Genomic DNA, 18353 nt, shown 5'->3' on the forward strand with positions numbered 1-18353 from the left:
AAAAAGTCAGCGACGGTGAATAATGTTTCCCGAGTGGCTTCCTACCGTACGGAGTCGAGTGATCCAATAACAACCTGACAGCGTTTTCACTGATCAGGAACTTTGTTATTCATCAGGACGCGCCAACTTATGGAAGATATTTCAATGGATGAACCACTCCATCATCCTGTCCCTGGAGAGACCGAAGAACATACCCTGATTTCGGAACAGGAACCCGAGATTGGTGGGAAATCAGCGTTTCTGGCACAGATCAAAGAGGTCGCCGACAGACTGGAACGTGACGGAGCCACGCGCGGAGATATCAAGATTATTGCGCGGGCCGCAAAAGAACTGCGCTATGCGTTCAAAGTCTTTACTCCTTACCGGCTGCATCGCAAAATCACCGTCTTCGGTTCAGCACGAACACCCCCCAATCATCCCGACTATCTGGCCTCGATGGAATTCGGGCGGAAGATGGCGGCCAACAACTGGATGGTGCTGACCGGTGCAGGTGGCGGTATCATGGAAGGCGCTCATCTTGGCGCGGGGCTGCCAATGTCTATGGGTGTCAATATTTTGCTCCCCTTCGAGCAACAGGCCCACTCATTGATTGACGGTGACCCCAAGCTGGTCACATTCCGGTTCTTCTTCACTCGCAAACTGATGTTCGTGAAGGAAGTCCATGCGGTCGCGGTCTTCCCCGGCGGCTTCGGCACGCTCGACGAACTGTTTGAAACGCTGACACTCATGCAGACGGGAAAACGTGATCTGATGCCAGTGGTGCTGATTGATCAGCCCGATTGCGACTATTGGTGTGCCTTACAGGATTTCATCAAATCACAGCTTCTGGGGCGAGGCCTGATTTCTGCGGCTGATCTCTCTCTTTATAAACTTGTGAACAGTCCCGACGACGCCGTTCGGGAAGTGATGACATTTTACCGTGTCTACAACAGTATGCGTTTCGTGAAACAGAACCTCGTGCTGCGCCTGAATCATGAAATCAGTGATGAAGTCCTTGATCAGCTCAACACCAGATTCGCTGATATCGTGGTGGCGGGGCAAATCGAACGCACGACGGCTCATCCTTTTGAAGCCGATGAACCTCATCTGAAACTGCTCCCAAGATTGAAATTTCACTTTCACCGCCGGGAAGCCGGTCGCTTGAGGCAACTCATTGATTTTCTTAACGAGCAAGAAAATCTCCAGGAATAATGGGACGTCCCTTCCTGCGGATGAAAGTAGGAGCATCCTTTAAATCCTTGCGTGAACTGCCGGTCTTTCCTGATTGTGCTAACCTCTCTTGACAGTTTTCATTCTTTTCCTTGGACTTCCCCCAAAAGCATCTCGTGCAAGCCCTGTGCGCGAGGTGCAGACGCGCGACTCCGAGACGCCCGGTTTTACAGTCCACAGGGTTCGATGATTCAATAACAATGAGGTCGGCACGATCATGAAATATCTCGTCACAGGGGCGGCTGGATTCATCGGTTTTCACACCACCCGCAAACTGATCGCACGGGGCGATACTGTCGTCGGACTGGACAACCTCAACGATTACTATCAGGTCAGTCTGAAACATGACCGGCTGGCCCAGTTAAAAGCGCTGCCGGGATTCGAGTTCCGCCAAGTGGAACTGGCCGACCGTGAGACCATGAAAAGCCTGTTTGCCAAAGAAAAATTCGACGTCGTCATTCACTTGGCGGCTCAGGCCGGAGTGCGGTACTCGCTCACCAATCCACAGGCATATATCGATAGTAACCTGGTTGGTTTCTGTGAAATTCTTGAAGGCTGCCGTCATAGTGGCGTGAAGCATCTGGCCTATGCGTCGTCATCTTCTGTTTATGGCGGCAACACCAAGATGCCGTTTTCGATTCATGACAACGTGGATCATCCCGTGAGCCTGTACGCCGCCACGAAAAAGGCGAACGAACTGATGGCTCACACTTACAGCCATCTGTACCGACTGCCTACCACGGGCCTGCGATTCTTCACCGTCTATGGCCCCTGGGGCCGCCCCGACATGGCGATGTGGATCTTCACCAAGGCTATTCTTGAAGGCAAGCCGATCGATGTCTTTAATGAAGGCAAGATGCGTCGCGACTTCACCTTCGTTGATGACATTGTCGAAGGTGTGGTACGAGTGGCGGATCACATTCCTGTTCCCAATGAGGAATGGAAAAGTGATACGCCGGATCCTGCGACCAGTTCTGCTCCTTATCGCGTTTACAACATTGGCAACAATCGCCCGGAAGACCTGATGGAAATGATCAGTATTCTGGAATCATGCCTGGGGAAAAAGGCTGAAAAGCGACTACTCCCCATGCAGCCAGGCGATGTTCCTGCCACCTATGCCGATGTCGACGATCTCGTGAAGGATGTCGGTTTCAAACCCGCGACCCCATTAGCAACAGGCATTCAGAAATTTGTTGATTGGTACCGGGACTACCACAAGATTTCCTAGTGCATTGTCAAAGTATAAAATTCGGGTCTCTTCTGTTGTTAAGTCCGACAACGGAGGACGTTGCGGCGACATCAACCCGAAGACAAAGCCGTGACACGGCACTAGTGCATTGTCAAAGCTTAAAAGCGAGGTTGAACAGGTAGTCAAGTCCGACATCGGAGGACGTGACTACGCATGAAACCCCGAAGATAAAGCCGTGACACGGCACGAGTAATCACACAAGATGATCGTGATATTCATGGTCATTCATTCCTTTAAGATACGAGGGCAGCGAGACATGGCCCGCGTTCAGCCAGCAGAAAGCGTCCTGCGATGAAAATTGTGGTCATTGGAACGGGATACGTTGGTCTGGTGACAGGAACCTGCTTTGCTGAAAGCGGGAACGATGTCACGTGTGTCGATATCGATGCCGGCAAGGTGGAACGCCTCAAACAGGGAATCATCCCGATCTATGAGCCGGGTTTGACCGAACTCGTGCTTCGCAATTCACAAGCGGGGCGACTGAAATTCACCACAGATCTCGTGTCAGCGACTCCAGAGGCCAAGTGCATTTTTGTCGCCGTAGGGACGCCTCAAGGTGATGATGGTTCCGCCAATCTGACGGCTCTCTGGAAAGTGGTTGACCAACTGGCCCCACACGCCGCCCCCGGTGCAGTGGTGGTGATCAAAAGCACGGTTCCCGTGGGGACAAACCGCAAGACCTGGCTGCGTCTTCAGGAGAAAGCGGGTCGGGAAATCGACATCTGCTCGAACCCCGAGTTTCTCAAAGAAGGCTGCGCGATCGACGATTTCACAAAGCCGGATCGTGTGGTGGTGGGTGTGCTGAAGCCATCAGTGGCTGCTGTCCTTGAGGAGCTTTACAAGCCCTTCCTGCGTACGGAAAATCCTTTTCTGGTCATGGGGCTGGAAAGTGCCGAGATGACGAAATACGTGGCCAACTGCATGCTGGCCACCAAGATCAGCTTTATCAACGAAATGGCCAACCTCTGTGAAGCGGTCAATGCCAACGTGAATGATGTCCGCCGGGGCATTGGGCACGATCAGCGAATTGGTTTTCAGTTTCTCTTTCCGGGCGTGGGCTATGGCGGTTCCTGTTTCCCGAAAGATGTCCGCGCTTTGATTGCTGTCGCCAGTGATAAGGGGCTTCCTTCGCGCATGCTCCATGCGGTGGATGACGTGAACAGTCATCAGAAAGAAGTGCTATTCTCCAAGATCAAACAGCGCTTCGGCGAGGATCTCAAAAAAAAGACCATTGCCATCTGGGGACTTTCCTTCAAACCACGAACGGATGACATTCGCGAAGCCCCCGCTCTGGTTCTCATCGATCAGCTTCTGGCAGTAGGGGCCAAAGTGAATGTGCATGACCCGGTCGCCATGGAAAATGTGAAAGCCATTTATGGCGATCAACTCACTTATTGTGAACATTACTACGACACACTGAATGAGGCCGACGCGCTGGCCATCGTCACCGAATGGCAGCAATTCAGAAACCCGGACTTTGACTATATCAAGCACAAACTTCGCTCACCGATCATCTTTGATGGCCGCAATCTGTATGATCCCGAGTTAATGAAAGAGCGGGGATTTGAGTACTCCGGAATTGGCTTGAAAGCGGGAGATTGAGAGCGGGCCAGCAGAAGGCAGAAGAAACTACTGCATTGTCAAAGTACAAAATTCGTGTCTCTTCCGTTATTTAGTCCGACAACGGAGGACGTAGCGGCAACATCAACCCGAAGACAAAGCCGTGACACGGCACGACTCCCTCTATCAATGACCTGACACTCACCATGCACGAACTGATCGACACGCATTGCCACCTTGATGAAGATGCGTTTGCCAACGAACGAGACGATGTGATTAAGCGGGCGATTGCCAGTGGTGTGACCCGGATGCTTTCCATCGGGACAACGCTGGCCAGCAGTCAACGGGCGGTCGAATTGGCTCGGACGAATCCTCATGTCCGGGCGATTGTTGGCATTCATCCCAACTACTGTGCCACCGCTGCTTCTGACGATTGGAAGGAGATTTGCCAGCTTGCTCAGAATGATGTGGTGCTGGGTGTGGGCGAAACGGGACTGGATCGTTATTGGGATCACACACCCATCGAACAACAGCTCGATTACTTCCGACGGCATATAGAACTTTCCTGGCAGGTTAAGAAGCCTTTCGTGGTTCATTGCCGGGATGCGGAGTCGGAAACGTTGGCCCTGTTGGAAGAGATGTCACAGATTCAACCGCTGAACGGAGCCATGCACTCCTTTGCCGGCAATGCCGAGACTGCCGAGCGGTGTCTGAAGTTGGGGATGATGCTCTCGTTCTCGGGCATGGTCACCTACAAACGCAATGAAACGTTACGAAGCATTGCGAGTACCGTTCCGCTGGATCGCCTCATGATTGAAACCGATGCGCCCTATCTGGCTCCCGTTCCGATGCGGGGCAAGCGCAATGAGCCAGCCCATGTCCGGTATACATTGGGAGCTTTGGCCGAGGCGCGACAGATTCCTCGCGAGGTGCTGGCTGCCGCAACCACACAGAATGCTCTCTCTTTCTTTCACTGGCCTGTTGGCAATCTCGAGTAACGTCTGCTATGCGTATCTCGAAATTGATGTCGTCACCGATGGCTCAAAGATCGCCAGTGCCGTGATACGGCGCTTGCAGTGAATTTCACGGAGACAAAGAATGCGATTTGCCATCTGTCAGGAATTGTTTGAAGGGTGGAGTTGGGAACGTCAGTGCGCGTTTGTGGCGGAATTAGGCTATCAGGGCCTGGAAGTCGCACCGTTCACACTGGCCCCACGCATTGATCAAGTCACGGCTGAGCAGCGAGCAGAGTACCGCCGCGTGGCACAATCCCACGGCTTGACCATTCTGGGGCTGCACTGGTTACTGGCGAAAACAGAAGGATTCCATCTGACAACGCCCGATCGTGCCACTCGTCTGCGAACGGCGGATTATCTGGCGGATCTTGCGCGGGCCTGTGCCGACCTGGGAGGAGATATTCTCGTTCTCGGTTCACCGCAACAGCGGCAACTGGAGCCAGGGATGTCGCGAGAAACCGGCATGGCGCATGCAAGGGAAGTCATCGAGACCATCGCTCCCGTGCTGGAATCGCAACGGGTCACCTTATGCCTGGAGCCGTTGTCGCCCCGAGAGACAAACTTTCTCAACACCTGTGCAGATGCCGTGGAACTGATCGATCAGGTGGGTTCGCCTTATGTCCGGCTGCATCAGGATGTGAAAGCCATGCTGAGCGAGCCTACGCCCATTGACCAATTGATCGAAAAATATGCCGCTTACACGGCCCATTTCCATGTGAACGATGCCAATCTTCTTGGCCCCGGCATGGGCAGCACGGATTTCGGGCCGATTTTTGACGCACTCTTCAAAACCAGATATGCCAAGTGGGTCTCGGTGGAAGTCTTCGATTACCGCCCCGGTGCCGAAGTGATTGCTCGCGAAAGCCTGGCGCACATGCAGCGTTTCTGCGACGATGCCCGCTCGTGCTGAACCCGCATGTGGCAGTCACGTTTTGAAGCGACCTTCACACTCATGTCTCTCTTTGAGAACGTTGAGTGCTATGAGAAGCAGGCTGCCGGGAACTCGATGGTGAGCCGGCCCGGATCATCAACCTGCCAGCCTGCAACGGCTTCTGACAGGATTTCCAGATAGACGCGCTGGCTGCGGCGGCCGGAATCAAACGGCATGTCCTGATGCTGAATGATCACACGGCGACCCTCCAGCCAGGAAAGATCATTCAAAGCGTCGGCCAGTGCGTCCCAGTTTTCCCCGAACCAGGAACATCCCAACCCTTGGGCATAGACGTCCATGAGTTCCTGTTTTGTCGTAATTCCGGCCTTGATCGACAGGACGAACGCACCATCCCGCAATGACTCTTGTGGGGAAGGATGAAAGAGATGACTGAGCGTCTGGGGAATTTCTGCCATATCACACACTCTGTCTTTCAAAGCTTTCGTGCCATGCTTGCGGCGGCTTTGAGGCAAGCATGCTCTTTGGATTGATGGAAGATCAGCATCAAATGAACATCCGGCATGCTCACTCTCAGAGCCGCTGTCTTTTATACACAACTTTTTCGCCACCTGAACCGCACCATGAAATTGGCATGGGTGGCCCATAGCACCTTGCGGCCGTTACCTCAAGATCTGGCACACAGCCCAGTGAATTCATAGGATTGATACTGTCCAAAAGTCGCAGGGCAGGCTCCCGCCCCATACCGTTCGTCTCCCTTCGATCTCTTCCGAATTCCTTCGCGCTCTTCTTTTCTTCGCGGTAAAAATTCTTTGACTCACCGCAAAGGCGCGAAGAACGCAAAGGAGTCATTCCGATGAGCAGGTTTATCCCAGGCCGGAACTCCCGTGGGTTGATCTGGTCATCACCCCTTGATGGTGTAAATGCCGTGCCGCTTGCTCAAGGGAATGAGAAATTTATGTATAAAAGACAGCTCAGAGCCGTGAGCATGGCACTTTTATCATCACACTGATCACTTGAGTTTCTTGAATGTGCGGTAATGGTCGGCGGTGTAATAGATTTCACCAGAACGTCCGGTGACGACGCGCTGCGGGCCAGGGCCATTGATCTCGGGGGTGGGATGCACCCACTCGCGATAGTACCCGTTTTCTTTGCTGGGAAGTCGGCGTTCACGGTTCTGAAAGACACTGCCGTCATTCCGATGCGACAACCGCCGACCGGCTTTAATGCGGTTGATCGTCTCGGTCAGATCGATATCGCCGCGATAGGCGATCGCTCCATTGAGATCTTTGATGGTCTGCCCCGCCACAATGACCGAAGAAGTGACCGAAGAAGTGACCGAACGGGTGGCGGGCGGTTGTTCATGAGGTGGCGCACGTGATGAAGGAGGCGATGACGCCCGCTTCCCGGTTTTCGCATCGACAGTGCGCTGGCTTGCTGTCGTGGGAGTCGCAACTTCGTCATCCTGGGGTGAGATCCTCACCGATGAAGGATCAAATTTCGTCGATGACGATTCCCTGTGTTTCTCAGTCACTGCCACCGTCGGAGTCGCCTCTTTCCCTGCCGGCGTCACTGTGGGAAGATTCTCAACCTGAGTTGGCGTGGCTGCTCCCTGTTCCACCGGCGGTCGCAATGGCGGTGGATCAATGAAGAACTGCCAGGCAATCCAGATGACCAGCAGCGAGACGGTGAGCGCCGTCGGCATGGTGGCCTTCATGAAGGGAGATTTTGGCACAATCATTCCTGATCATCAGAGGATGGCAATGAAGTGGCAGACAATTCGATCACATCAGCAGACCACGGAATTTCAGTGATCGGAGAGCGTTCATCAATCTGCCTGCGCACGAACGGCCTCCAGAATACCATCCCACAGCAATAAGCGGTGTTCAATAGCCCGTGCCGCCGTGGTCAGTGCCTGTTGCTGCTTGTGGACATTTCCCTCGCAAAGATATTCCATCGCCATGCGAGCGAGCGGGCCATGGCTGTCGCCATCAAGTTCCACATGCCGCTCAAAGTAATGCACCAGACGTTCCACTGAAACACCCTGTGTGGCGATTACCGGAATCATGCGACTGAACATGTCAGGAATGATGTCTTCCCGGCTGTAGAAGAATGCTGCCGCCACTTCGTGAGGTTGCCCCACGCGGCAAAGTTGAAGCGTGAATCGCACGAAATCCCTGGTCGCCTGCAAGATCGGCAACTGATCAAGAACCCGGTAAATATCGGCCCCCTGGCCAATCCGTTCGACAAAGTGGCTAACGGGAAGAGCATCTGCACTGATCCCCTGCATCGCTTCTAAATAGAGGGCATAGTGGCTGATGAACCCGCCGCGACCATCCTCGTCGCATTCTTCACCCAGAACAATTTCGTTGATGAAGCGGCTCAGTTCCGGACGAGGCGAAGGAACCCAAGGCACGTTCGTGCAAGTGCAGAGTTGCTGCATCCGCTTGAGCAACGACATGAAATCCCAGACCGCGAAGGCATGCTCACGCATGAAAATCCGGAGTCGCCCCAGAGTGTTGACTTCCTGATAAATCGGATGTTGCACCAGTTTGCTACGCAACTCTTCAAGTCGATCCAGTGGTGACATTTCCTGAGGCAATGTCGCGACTTGTGAAGTGACATTCGTCGGGGTCAAGTTCATTGCGAAGCCTCTGTGACTTGAATCACGAATCAGGGATAGCCGGCTGGCACCAGCAGCCATCGCCCGCTCGTCTGGCAATATTTCCATGAAAATTATCTCTGATCATGAGAATTCGTCGACTCTGCCAGGGATTTTTTCAGGAGTTCCAACATGACTGAAGTCTGACGAAGTCGATATTTCCACGCCTCCCGCAGCGATTCATCCTGTGTCGCTTGCTGGATTTCGTGAAAAAACAATTCCATTTCACAAGCTGTTGAAAAGTCTTCGCTCCGTGTGTTGCCATCCAGATCATGGAGCCACAGCCGAGGTTTCGCTGCCTGCGAGGGTGCCAAAAAGCCATCGACCACGACAGAACCAAGATCACCGGCCGCTTCACACCAGACCCGGCGAGGTAAGCCACTGGAAACCTCCAGAGTGATCAGCACCCCCTGCCAGGAGACTGTCCACACATTTGAACAATACGTCCCGCGTAATGTCTTCCCGCTTTGGGAACTCCCCACGACATCTGTCTGACCTGACCAACGTTCCAGGTCTCCCATCAGAAATGAGAGGGTGGACGCTCCCTGCCACAACAGCGTATTGAAATCATTCATCGCTGGCAAAGAGATCGCGATATTCACACGACGAACGGTTCCCAAAGGAGGCGAATGATTCTCGTTCACCCAGTGATCTCCATTCAATGAGATCAGCTCTGACAGTCGCCTGGCCAGCGGATGTGATCGCCAGGGGAGTGCATCCACCACCACTTGATGAGATGAAGCCGCTTCAATAAAACGCAGCGCATCCAGACGCCCCTCCAGCACATGAATCATGTGTTGGTGCATGCGAGCGTCTTGCCACTCGTCTCCCGATCGCCAAAAGCAGACATCCCCAGTGGTCTGCTGACGAAAGAACAATTCCAGGGAAGCAACATCGGCCATGATGATCACTCGATGGCTTTTGACCACCAGATTTTAAACACGGGACTGCCGCACCGGGTCATGTTTTTCGGGCATGTTCCCTTAATCGACTCAAGCTTTTAATCGACTGATAAAAAAGACTCTCCGAGGATTGAGGCCCGGAGAGTCTTGAGAATCCAGTGGATAAGCCAAAAACAGGCATTAGCCTTCGACGTGTGGCGTGGCAGGAATCTTTTCCAGAATCTTGTCGATGAGACCGTAAGCCTTGGCTTGATCGGGCATCATGAAGTTATCGCGGTCGGTGTCTCTCTCAATCTGGTCATAGGTCTGACCCGTGTGCTTGAGCAGGATCTCGTTCATGCGACGCTTCACTCGCAGAACTTCCTTGGCGTGAATTTCCAGCTCAGTCGCTGTTCCCTGCATCCCGGCCAGCGGCTGGTGGATCATAATGCGGCCATTCGGCAGCGAATGACGCTTGCCAGCGGCACCAGCAGTCAGCAGCAGTGCTCCCATGCTGGCGCATTGACCCAGGCAGTAAGTCGCGACATCACAGGAGAGATACTGCATCGTATCGTAGATTGCCATCCCCGAAGTGATTGAGCCACCTGGCGAGTTAATATAGAGGTGAATATCGGCCTTGCTATCTTCAAATTGAAGATAGAGCAACTGAGCGACAATGGTATTGGCAACAGCATCGTCGATGCCGCTTCCCAGAATAATGATACGATCCCGGAGCAGGCGACTGTAGATGTCCATTGCCCGCTCATCGCGACCGTTCTTCTCGATGACGTAAGGAACCAATGCAGTCATAGTGACTTCTCTCACGAGAAAAGGAACGTCGGAATCAACACGCCAATGTGCTATTTGAAATCTCGAATCAACCCGCTGATGCCTATGAAATGACTCGTGCAACCGAACATTTTATAGGCAAGCAGCGCTGGTGATGCTCGAAGTGTTAAGCCTGCACCTCACCGGAGGGGTTCGCCATAGCGGTCTCCCCTTCAGGCTTATTGGGAGGATGAGGAATCCCCACGGGTGGACGCTTCGGATTGCTGAGCACCTCATCCACGATGCCGTAATCTTTGGCCTGATAAGCATTCATGTAGTAATCACGCTCGGTATCGCGAGCGATGATTTCAATCGGCTGATTGCAATGATGAGCCAGAATTTCGTTTAAGACCCGACGAGTGTCGAGGATATCACGGGCCTGGATTTCAATATCAGAAACCTGCCCACCCACTTCCCCATAAGGCTGGTGGATCATCACTTTGCCGTGAGGGAGGCAGTAGCGCTTTCCTTTAGTACCGCCAGAGAGCACGATGGCTCCACCACTGGCCGCCAAACCGACGCAGTAGGTGGCGATATCGCACTGCAGAAACTGCATTGTGTCGTAAATGGCCATGGTCGCTGTGACCGAGCCACCGGGGGAATTGATGTAGAAGTGAATATCCTGATGGCGATTTTCCGCTTGCAGGAACAGCAGCTTCATCACAATGGAGTTCGCACTTGCATCGTGAATCGGGCCATCAAGGAAGATGATCCGATTTTCAAGAAGCAGGTCACCCAGACCCATTTGACGCTGCCGGGAGTAACTCCCCGCAGCACTGGCTGCCATCCAATCACCCAGACCGGAATCAGGTCGTCCCACGAGAGGCACTCCTTCTGTGTGTTGTCGGTTGTCGGCGGTTTCAATTCACCGACGGTCTTTACTCGAATTGTGATGCAGCAATCATCGTCAGGTCTTGTCGATGGCTTGCTGGAATCGAGGGATTACAGAAGATACCGCAGATCCTGTCGAGTGCTGTTTTGCAACTTGCGAATGGCAGAGAGGCAAAGCCAGCAGGCTTGAATCGAAAAGTGCCACCTCTTCCGAAGTGGCACTTTTCCAGGTCGGCAGACGATTATTCGTCGCTGTCTTCCTCTTGGCTATCCTCAATTGTTCCGGAGACTGAACCAGCTACCGAATGAGGCAGAGCGAAGGCATTGTCGGGATCGCCGGACTCCATCGGCACATCTTCAAAGTTCGCATGAGCCAGAATGTGATCAACGGCCTTACGCTCGCGGATCTGGGCTTCCAGATTTTCGATCATCCCATTCTTATGAAGCCGGGCACGCAGCTTGCGAGGCGTTTCCATTTGCTGGTAAGCCATCAACCCGATTTCAGCATCAATTTCAAATGGCTCGACTTCGATGGATTCCTTGGTCGCAATGCGATCCAGAACGAAGTGCTCCTTCAGAGCCTGTCGAGTCGTGCTCAGAGATTTCTGACGCAGTTCGTTTTCACGAGCACGAATATCATCATTGGAGAAGCCGGCTTGTTGCATTTCCAGCATTTCTCGGCGGAGAGCATTCTCCACCTGACGACGAACCAGCGATTCTGGCAGTTCCCAGTCGGCCGATGCTGTCATTTGCTCCAGCACCTGGCGGCGGGTTTCCTGTCGCTGACGGTAAACCACCTGGCGTTCAAGGGTCTTACGAACTTCGCTGCGAACTTCGTCACCGGATTCCAGGGCGAATTCCTGCGAGATTTCATCGACCGACTTGAGGTCGTATTCAATAACGCTGACAACCGTAACGATCACTTCGATCGTTTCACCACGAAGCTCGACATTTTCTGCTTCCGAGGTGACGGTGAGTGACGTTGTCTTCACATCGCCAGCTTTGGCTCCGCTCAGCAACTGGTCAAAGCCAGTGATTTCGCCTTCACGCAGCTTGAGAACAGGTCGAACCACCACGCGCTGGCTGGAGACAGTGGAGAGCTTGTTCTCTTTATGGCGGAACTCCAGAGTGACGCGGGCATAATCACCAGCGGCAATCTCACGATCAACCACGCGTTCTGCGGCGCGTTCGATCTGGTATTCACGGATTCGCTTATCGATTTCAGCATCGGTCACAGTATGAACCGGACGCTTGATATTCAGCCCGGAGTAAGCAGGAAGCTCGAAGTCTGGACGAACTTCAACATCGAATTCGTACTCGAAATCACCCGATTCAGGGATCTGCAAACTGCCTACATCAAATTGTGGCTCGTCGATGGGTTCGATCGACTTTTCATCGCCAAGCTGCTCCAGACTTTCGATCAGGAGCTTCTCGCGGATCCGCTCGGAAATTTCCTTGTTGAAGCGGCGTTCGATAAGTCCCGAAGGAACTTTACCCACGCGGAAGCCGGGAACAGACGCTGAAAGACCGAAGTCTTTTACGCACTGCCTGCGGGCTTCTTTAATTTCTGCTTCCGCAATCTTCACCCGGACATGGCGACGGCAAGGGCCAATATTCTGGACATCGACTTCCAGAGCCAATTTGCGCTTGCCATCGGCTCCCGCCACTTCCGAGACAGTATCAGTCGACATGAGATGCCACCTTCAAATCAAAAACAGTCTTCAGGAAGGAGCCAACCGCCCCATCACTTAATTCTTCAGATTCAGATCACATAGCCCGTGCAGCGACAGGAACTCATCAGCAAAACCGTAGACCACCCGGCTGAGGAAAACCAGCCATCCTCGATAATGCATGTCACTTTTAAGCAAACATGGAAAACAATAAAGGCGGCCCTGAACACTACTGACGCAGGCTGACATCACGCCAACATGCGGTCAACTTCGTGCCAAGCCGCCTTCTTGCATTCCGTCATTTTTCGCTGGCCTTCCACCGTGTTCTCAACAAACAACACAGAAGACCAACGATTGAAGTTTCTTCAATCCAAGTAAACTCGGATTCAAAGAAACTCGATTGCAAAGCGGACGAAGGGACTCGAACCCTCGACATCGACCTTGGCAAGGTCGTGCTCTACCAACTGAGCTACGTCCGCAATTCGGTGTTGATTCATCACAGAAGACGACTCTTCTCGCAAAACCAACGTATCGCATGATACGCGCTGGCCCTGATCCGTCAAGGCAATCGGCCCCTTACCTTGACTTTGCTTTGACGACTTCCTGCCACTTTCCGGCCACACAGACTGCATGCTGCCGATCGGCAACGTGTCGCAAAACGGAATCATTCTACACAACATTAATAATAGAAATACTTTAAAGCGATTTCTTGTTCACTCGGATCATGCATGTTGATTTATGACCTCAAACGTCAACTCCGGGAAACGGAAGTGACCTGCATTCACTCTGGTCAGAAAATGTGACGTAACACCTTTGTTGAAAAGATGATAAGGGGAAACGCAGGCAGGAGTCCCGGATTTTCAGGCCCTGTAAAACGCTTTTGGCATTCAAGCTGCTTTACACATCCTTCACTCTGCGAAACACAACGTTCAACTCGCGAGTCACACGAACACCTGCGACACACGTCGCCAGAAAGGCCCTGAAAATGACCAATCTCATCAACGCTCTCTACCGTGACGAAGCCGGCTTTATCGTTTCCGCCGAACTGGTGCTGGTTTCCACAATTGCTGTCCTTGCCATGGTGGTCGGACTTTCTGAAGTCGCCCTCAACGTCAATAACGAGCTTGAAGACGTCGGCAGTAGCTACGGCAAAATGTCACAAGCCTATCAATACTCAGGACTGAGCGGCCACAACGCCTGCTGGGGCGGCAGCAGCTGGTACGAAACTATTGACTTCTGCGACGAAGACAACAACGTTGGCCCGAACAACGACCTCAGCGGCGAACGACTCTAATTGCCGGTTGGAATGACCACCTGAACTTCCCGACTTCCCTGCTTCCCCTGCTTTTCCGCTGCCGAAGGGCCTCACGAACCGCCCCCGGCCGCTGTGGCCTGGATGACTTCTAATGTCCGGGTGGTCGGATTGAACGCCATCCGGCGAGCTTCCACGCCTCCCGAACCACTTTGAGTGGCAAGCTGCTCACGCCAGATCGTCGCGGCCCGGTTTCCAGTCGCTTTCAAAACAAAGAGACCCTTGGACTGATCATAACTGATCTGGTCGGCCCGGCCGTGAAAACCATTTCCTTCCAGAATCGCATTCCCGTTAGCGAACATTTCCATCCAGGTGGGATTGTCCGCCCGATGGGTTCCTTCGGCTGCCTGACGTTGCCGCAATTCCAGGGAATCGCATCTCATTGAGCCGGAATCTTTGGTGAGTCGGTCAGGATGGATGGTCTCGACCGAACTGCTCACCGGGCCATGCACCACTTGCACCCGGTCATAGAATGACGTTGATCGCGTTTCGATATTGCCTGACATTTTTCCATCGAATTCAACGCTGGTGTAATCCCACGGGCTTTGATCGGAACTGAGAGGCCGATTGGCCCTGGCACTGGAAGCGGCCACTTGAACGACATCCGCTTCGGGTTCACGTCGCCAGACTTGCAATCGCCCTTTCCCGACAGCAGAGGCGGCGCCGGTTGTCGGTTCCAATCTCATCTGCCAGACATTCGCCCGGCGGATCTGTGTCAGTAATCCCTGCTTGCGTTCATAACTTTCCAGTTGAACTCCATCCCGGCAAATGATCACGGACAAGTCAGTTTTCGGTTGCTCGCCTTGTTCTCTGGCAAAAGAAATCGCATGGGTCAGTTCGACTTCCATCTGCTGACAGTTCATGCGGTGATGATTGATCGCTTCAGGCGTGAAATTGGCAAAACTGGCAAAAATGTCACCGTTAAAAATGGCTTTCTTGCCATCGAAGATCATCTTCTCTTTCCACGAGATATCCAGAATTTCCGGACGATCCAACGCTTTGCCAGTGGAGTCCTTCTCGATGGGAAGCTGTAAAACTCCTGCACCATCGACCCAAGCCAGATTTTCGCTGCGATCCAGATGAACGGCCGGCCCACGAATCAGCATCCCGCTATCACGGATTTCCGCAGGCGCTCCAAAGACATGGACGATCTGACGTGTCTCACCCTGGTTTTGCAGATGCAGCTTCTTCCCTCTGATATCAAGAGGGAGCTTGTTTTCTTCCCGGGCCTGGCTCAGTTGAAAATCATGGTCAGTCCAGACATCCGCCACCATCGGGTCATGTGTGATCGCGTCTGGAATCATCCGCACACGTAGCTGACCCGCCTTCATCCGGAACGGTTTGCTGGAGGAAAGCTTTTTCTCCTCCGATGCGGGCTGAGAAGCGTTTGCTGCCCCCGCGGCTTTGGTCTGGCGGGTAAAGTCGCCTTCCAGATTGACGACCAGTGTGTCGGCTTCCGCTTCCAATTGAGGAGAAAGCATCGCGACATTCTTCTCAGCCAGCATGCGCTTGGGCTGAATATTTAGCTCCATGCGCGCCGGCGCGGCGGCCTGATCAGTACCGTTCTCTTTCTGATTCGTACGATCCAGCGAGAGAGAACTGAAAGGAGTTACCCAGACCCGGATCTGATCCGCCCCCAAAGCTGTCTGTCGTCCCGGCTGCCGGAACGAAGCCTGCTCGGCCAACTCAATCACATCCAGTCCACTTTCCCCATCGCTGTATTTTCTTAAGTGCGTTTTCCAACCCGCCGCGTATTGAATCAACTGTGTGGCCACATCACGTGTTTCCAGAACCCCCGGCCCGGCACACAGCACGTCGCCAATGGTGTCATTGTCTCCCAACGTAATTTGCACTCCGGGTGATTCCAGATGATTGGAGCCATGCCAGAGTTGCACGCCTTTGGGATCACTCATCACCAGCGTGCGATCAATGGAGTCATAAACAAGCGAGGTCATTTCTCCATTGAACTGCTGTTGTGTCGAAACAACCCGGACAGATTTTCCTTCGGCTTTGAAAGTGGCGAACTGCAAGTCAGTACGTACCTTCCGGAATTGGGAATCGCGAGGATCGGCTGTTTCCTGAACAGTCAAAGGTTCGGCCAGCAACGACGCACTGTGGCCGTTCCGGTTCCCTTTCTTTTTAGGAACAAAACCAAGCGTCAGACGATCGCAGCGCAGCCAGTCTGTCTGCCCGGGAGCTGGTTCCCGATAAACGAGAACGTCGTCTTTCTGTTCACGATGAGCTTCAAAAACCGCGAGTTCATCTTCAACGAGATATTCAAAACTGCCAGACGTGCGAATGTGCAGAGGCAGAGGCTCCTGCTTGTTTTTCAGAATCACATCCATTTTGACATTGCGGGAGAGTCGCACGCTCTTGATGCCGACAATCGCCGGAAGATCTGAACGCATCGCATATTCCGCAGGGATCAGCACCGCCTGCAATTGCCCGGCGCTCCCCTGATGCGGCCCCAGAGCAAATGTCACCGGATGATCGCTGTACATCGTGCCGGCGGATTCCGTCAGATAGAAATCCCGACCAGCGATTTTCAAACCATCCGGCCCGCTGACCTTCACATCACCTTCCAAAGCCCCGGCAATAATTCGCCCAGGATTCGGTGAGCGAATATCAAACTGAGAAGCAAACTTCAGCACGGCCGCTTCTGCCACCAGCGTGGTCACTTCGGGCTTCCCTTTACGCTCACTCACCATCACGATGGCTAGTGGGCGAAAACGAATCTCACCCTGATTTCCCTGTGGTGTCCATTCATTTGCATACAAATAGGCGTGTTGAGATTTGACCTGATAGCGGGAATCCATCGTCCAGGGCACATGCGACAAATGCTCGCGAGCGATCCGCACATTCTCGGCGTCGCTCATCAAATGATCATCCGGCGCAGCAACCGCCGCCACGACCTTTCGCTCAGGCCGGCTCATCAACTGCGTGCAAGCGGCACGATAGGCCACAAACAGGCAGGAGAGTACGGAAACGATCATCCCCGTCAGCACCAACCGCTTCATGTCGTTGGCTCGGCATCAGATGACTTCACAGCAGGCGATATGAATTCCAGCGTGGGGGAATGAGGGGTTCGATCCTTCGAAACGGAATCATCGTGAGGCGTCAAACCAATCATGTCCGTGATGTCAACCAGCCCTAGTGGCCGCCCCGCGTCATCCACCACGGGAAGCTCGCTCAAGCGGCGTTCAGCGAACAATTGCAGCACTTCTTCCAGCAGCATTTCTGGAGCAATGGTGGTTGGTCGACAGGTCATCACTTCGCGAATTTCAGCATCCAGTTGATGATCCCGCTTCTGTTCCAGCAGCCGGGCCAGATCGCTATCCGTGAAGAGTCCGGTCAGCAGACCCTCCTCATCCACCAGCATCACCGCACCAGTGCGACGCCCTGGTTTCGATTGACCAATAAAGACATCACGCACGGTTGAGGTCTCGGAAGCAATACGCACATCGGCGGCTTTGCGCATGACTTCCTTGACAAGAGTTAATCGTTTTCCCAGGTTTCCGCCGGGATGCAGCCGGGCAAAATCTCTTGCGGAAAATTGCCGACGTCGACAACTGACAAAAGCCAAAGCATCACCAATGGCCAGCATGGCGGTGGTGGTGGTCGAAGGAGCCAACCCCTGCACGCCGCATTCATGCAACCGTCCCATCGTGACGACCACTTGTGACGATCGGCCTAACGTGCTGACAGGTGACGCCGTCACGCTGACGACGGGAATCTGCCGTTCATCAAAAATGGGAAGCAGCGCCAGCAGTTCCGCCGTCTCACCACTGTTAGAAAACGCCAGCACCACATCGTCTGGCCCCACACATCCCAGATCGCCATGCAAGGCTTCCGTGGGATGCAGGAAATAGGCGCGCGTTCCAGTAGAACACAACGTGGCCGTCACCTTCTGTCCGATGAGTCCCGCTTTGCCGATCCCTGTGACAATCACGGCGCCGTGAGTTGTCGAAAGGTATTCCACCGCCGCACAAAACGAAGCATCCAGCCGGCGGGAGAGATCCAGCAGCGCCTGGCCTTCCGTCCGTAGGATTTCGCGTCCCTCGCGGAGTTCGTCCAGATGAGAAAAGACGGCATCCGCCTGAGAATCGGCATTCAAGAAGGGGCGGTTGATTTCCGGTGAAGAGGCGGCCGGTCGCGCACTCATCGCTCATCCTTCCTGAATTTTGCGACTTCAAAAAATTCCGACACCCGCAAAACGACCTGCCAGGCAATTCCTTTGCCCCAGTCC

General features: G+C 53.5%; 15 protein-coding genes and 1 tRNA gene. 6 read left to right on the top strand and 10 right to left on the bottom strand.

The window, feature by feature from the left end; genetic code table 11:
- The first annotated feature begins 129 nt into the window (after positions 1-129).
- From SH287x_RS18395 to SH287x_RS18415, 5 genes are all read left to right on the top strand, one after another.
- On the top strand, positions 130-1191 hold the full coding sequence (locus tag SH287x_RS18395) for an LOG family protein (protein ID WP_479515844.1): 1062 nt from the start codon (positions 130-132) through the stop codon (positions 1189-1191).
- Between the two features lie 232 nt (positions 1192-1423).
- Positions 1424-2437 carry an NAD-dependent epimerase gene (locus SH287x_RS18400; protein WP_479518731.1) on the top strand — a complete coding sequence of 338 codons (1014 nt, stop codon included), beginning with the start codon at positions 1424-1426 and terminating at the stop codon, positions 2435-2437.
- Positions 2438-2749: 312 nt separating this feature from the next.
- Positions 2750-4060 carry a UDP-glucose dehydrogenase family protein gene (locus SH287x_RS18405; protein ID WP_479515845.1) on the top strand — a complete coding sequence of 437 codons (1311 nt, stop codon included), beginning with the start codon at positions 2750-2752 and terminating at the stop codon, positions 4058-4060.
- A 164-nt stretch (positions 4061-4224) separates the two neighbouring features.
- Positions 4225-5016 carry a TatD family hydrolase gene (locus tag SH287x_RS18410; protein ID WP_479515846.1) on the top strand — a complete coding sequence of 264 codons (792 nt, stop codon included), beginning with the start codon at positions 4225-4227 and terminating at the stop codon, positions 5014-5016.
- A 100-nt stretch (positions 5017-5116) separates the two neighbouring features.
- Positions 5117-5944, top strand: coding sequence for a sugar phosphate isomerase/epimerase family protein (locus tag SH287x_RS18415; protein WP_479515847.1), 828 nt, complete (start codon positions 5117-5119; stop codon positions 5942-5944).
- 68 nt (positions 5945-6012) lie between these two features.
- Here SH287x_RS18415 and SH287x_RS18420 read toward each other — a convergent pair whose 3' ends face one another.
- The 8 genes from SH287x_RS18420 to SH287x_RS18455 form a co-directional block, all read right to left on the bottom strand.
- Positions 6013-6381 carry a barstar family protein gene (locus SH287x_RS18420; RefSeq protein ID WP_479515848.1) on the bottom strand — a complete coding sequence of 123 codons (369 nt, stop codon included), beginning with the start codon at positions 6379-6381 and terminating at the stop codon, positions 6013-6015.
- A gap of 554 nt (positions 6382-6935) precedes the next feature.
- Positions 6936-7628, bottom strand: coding sequence for a guanyl-specific ribonuclease (locus SH287x_RS18425; protein WP_479515849.1), 693 nt, complete (start codon positions 7626-7628; stop codon positions 6936-6938).
- A gap of 123 nt (positions 7629-7751) precedes the next feature.
- Positions 7752-8654 carry a DUF3050 domain-containing protein gene (locus tag SH287x_RS18430; RefSeq protein WP_479515850.1) on the bottom strand — a complete coding sequence of 301 codons (903 nt, stop codon included), beginning with the start codon at positions 8652-8654 and terminating at the stop codon, positions 7752-7754.
- Positions 8655-8659: 5 nt separating this feature from the next.
- Positions 8660-9487 carry a hypothetical protein gene (locus SH287x_RS18435; RefSeq protein ID WP_479515851.1) on the bottom strand — a complete coding sequence of 276 codons (828 nt, stop codon included), beginning with the start codon at positions 9485-9487 and terminating at the stop codon, positions 8660-8662.
- 180 nt (positions 9488-9667) lie between these two features.
- Positions 9668-10276, bottom strand: coding sequence for an ATP-dependent Clp protease proteolytic subunit (locus SH287x_RS18440; RefSeq protein ID WP_479515852.1), 609 nt, complete (start codon positions 10274-10276; stop codon positions 9668-9670).
- Between the two features lie 145 nt (positions 10277-10421).
- Entirely contained in the window at positions 10422-11081 is a 660-nt protein-coding gene (locus SH287x_RS18445; protein ID WP_479518732.1) for an ATP-dependent Clp protease proteolytic subunit, read from the bottom strand.
- Between the two features lie 286 nt (positions 11082-11367).
- Complete coding sequence (gene tig / locus SH287x_RS18450; protein ID WP_479515853.1) at positions 11368-12816, bottom strand: trigger factor; 1449 nt, start codon at positions 12814-12816, stop codon at positions 11368-11370.
- A 385-nt stretch (positions 12817-13201) separates the two neighbouring features.
- A tRNA-Gly gene (locus SH287x_RS18455) sits at positions 13202-13274 on the bottom strand.
- A 506-nt stretch (positions 13275-13780) separates the two neighbouring features.
- On the opposite strand from SH287x_RS18455, the gene SH287x_RS18460 reads away from it, so the two are divergent.
- Positions 13781-14089: a branched-chain amino acid aminotransferase gene (locus tag SH287x_RS18460; protein ID WP_479515854.1), complete on the top strand. Its 309-nt coding sequence runs from the start codon at positions 13781-13783 to the stop codon at positions 14087-14089.
- Between the two features lie 71 nt (positions 14090-14160).
- Here the strand turns inward: SH287x_RS18460 and SH287x_RS18465 are convergent, their stop codons facing one another.
- Positions 14161-17124 carry a hypothetical protein gene (locus tag SH287x_RS18465; protein ID WP_479515855.1) on the bottom strand — a complete coding sequence of 988 codons (2964 nt, stop codon included), beginning with the start codon at positions 17122-17124 and terminating at the stop codon, positions 14161-14163.
- Positions 17121-18269: a KpsF/GutQ family sugar-phosphate isomerase gene (locus SH287x_RS18470; protein WP_479515856.1), complete on the bottom strand. Its 1149-nt coding sequence runs from the start codon at positions 18267-18269 to the stop codon at positions 17121-17123. Before SH287x_RS18470 ends, SH287x_RS18465 begins: the two co-directional genes overlap by 4 nt.
- Positions 18270-18353: the final 84 nt, after the last annotated feature.

This window comes from Planctopirus sp. SH287 (genome assembly GCF_056500625.1).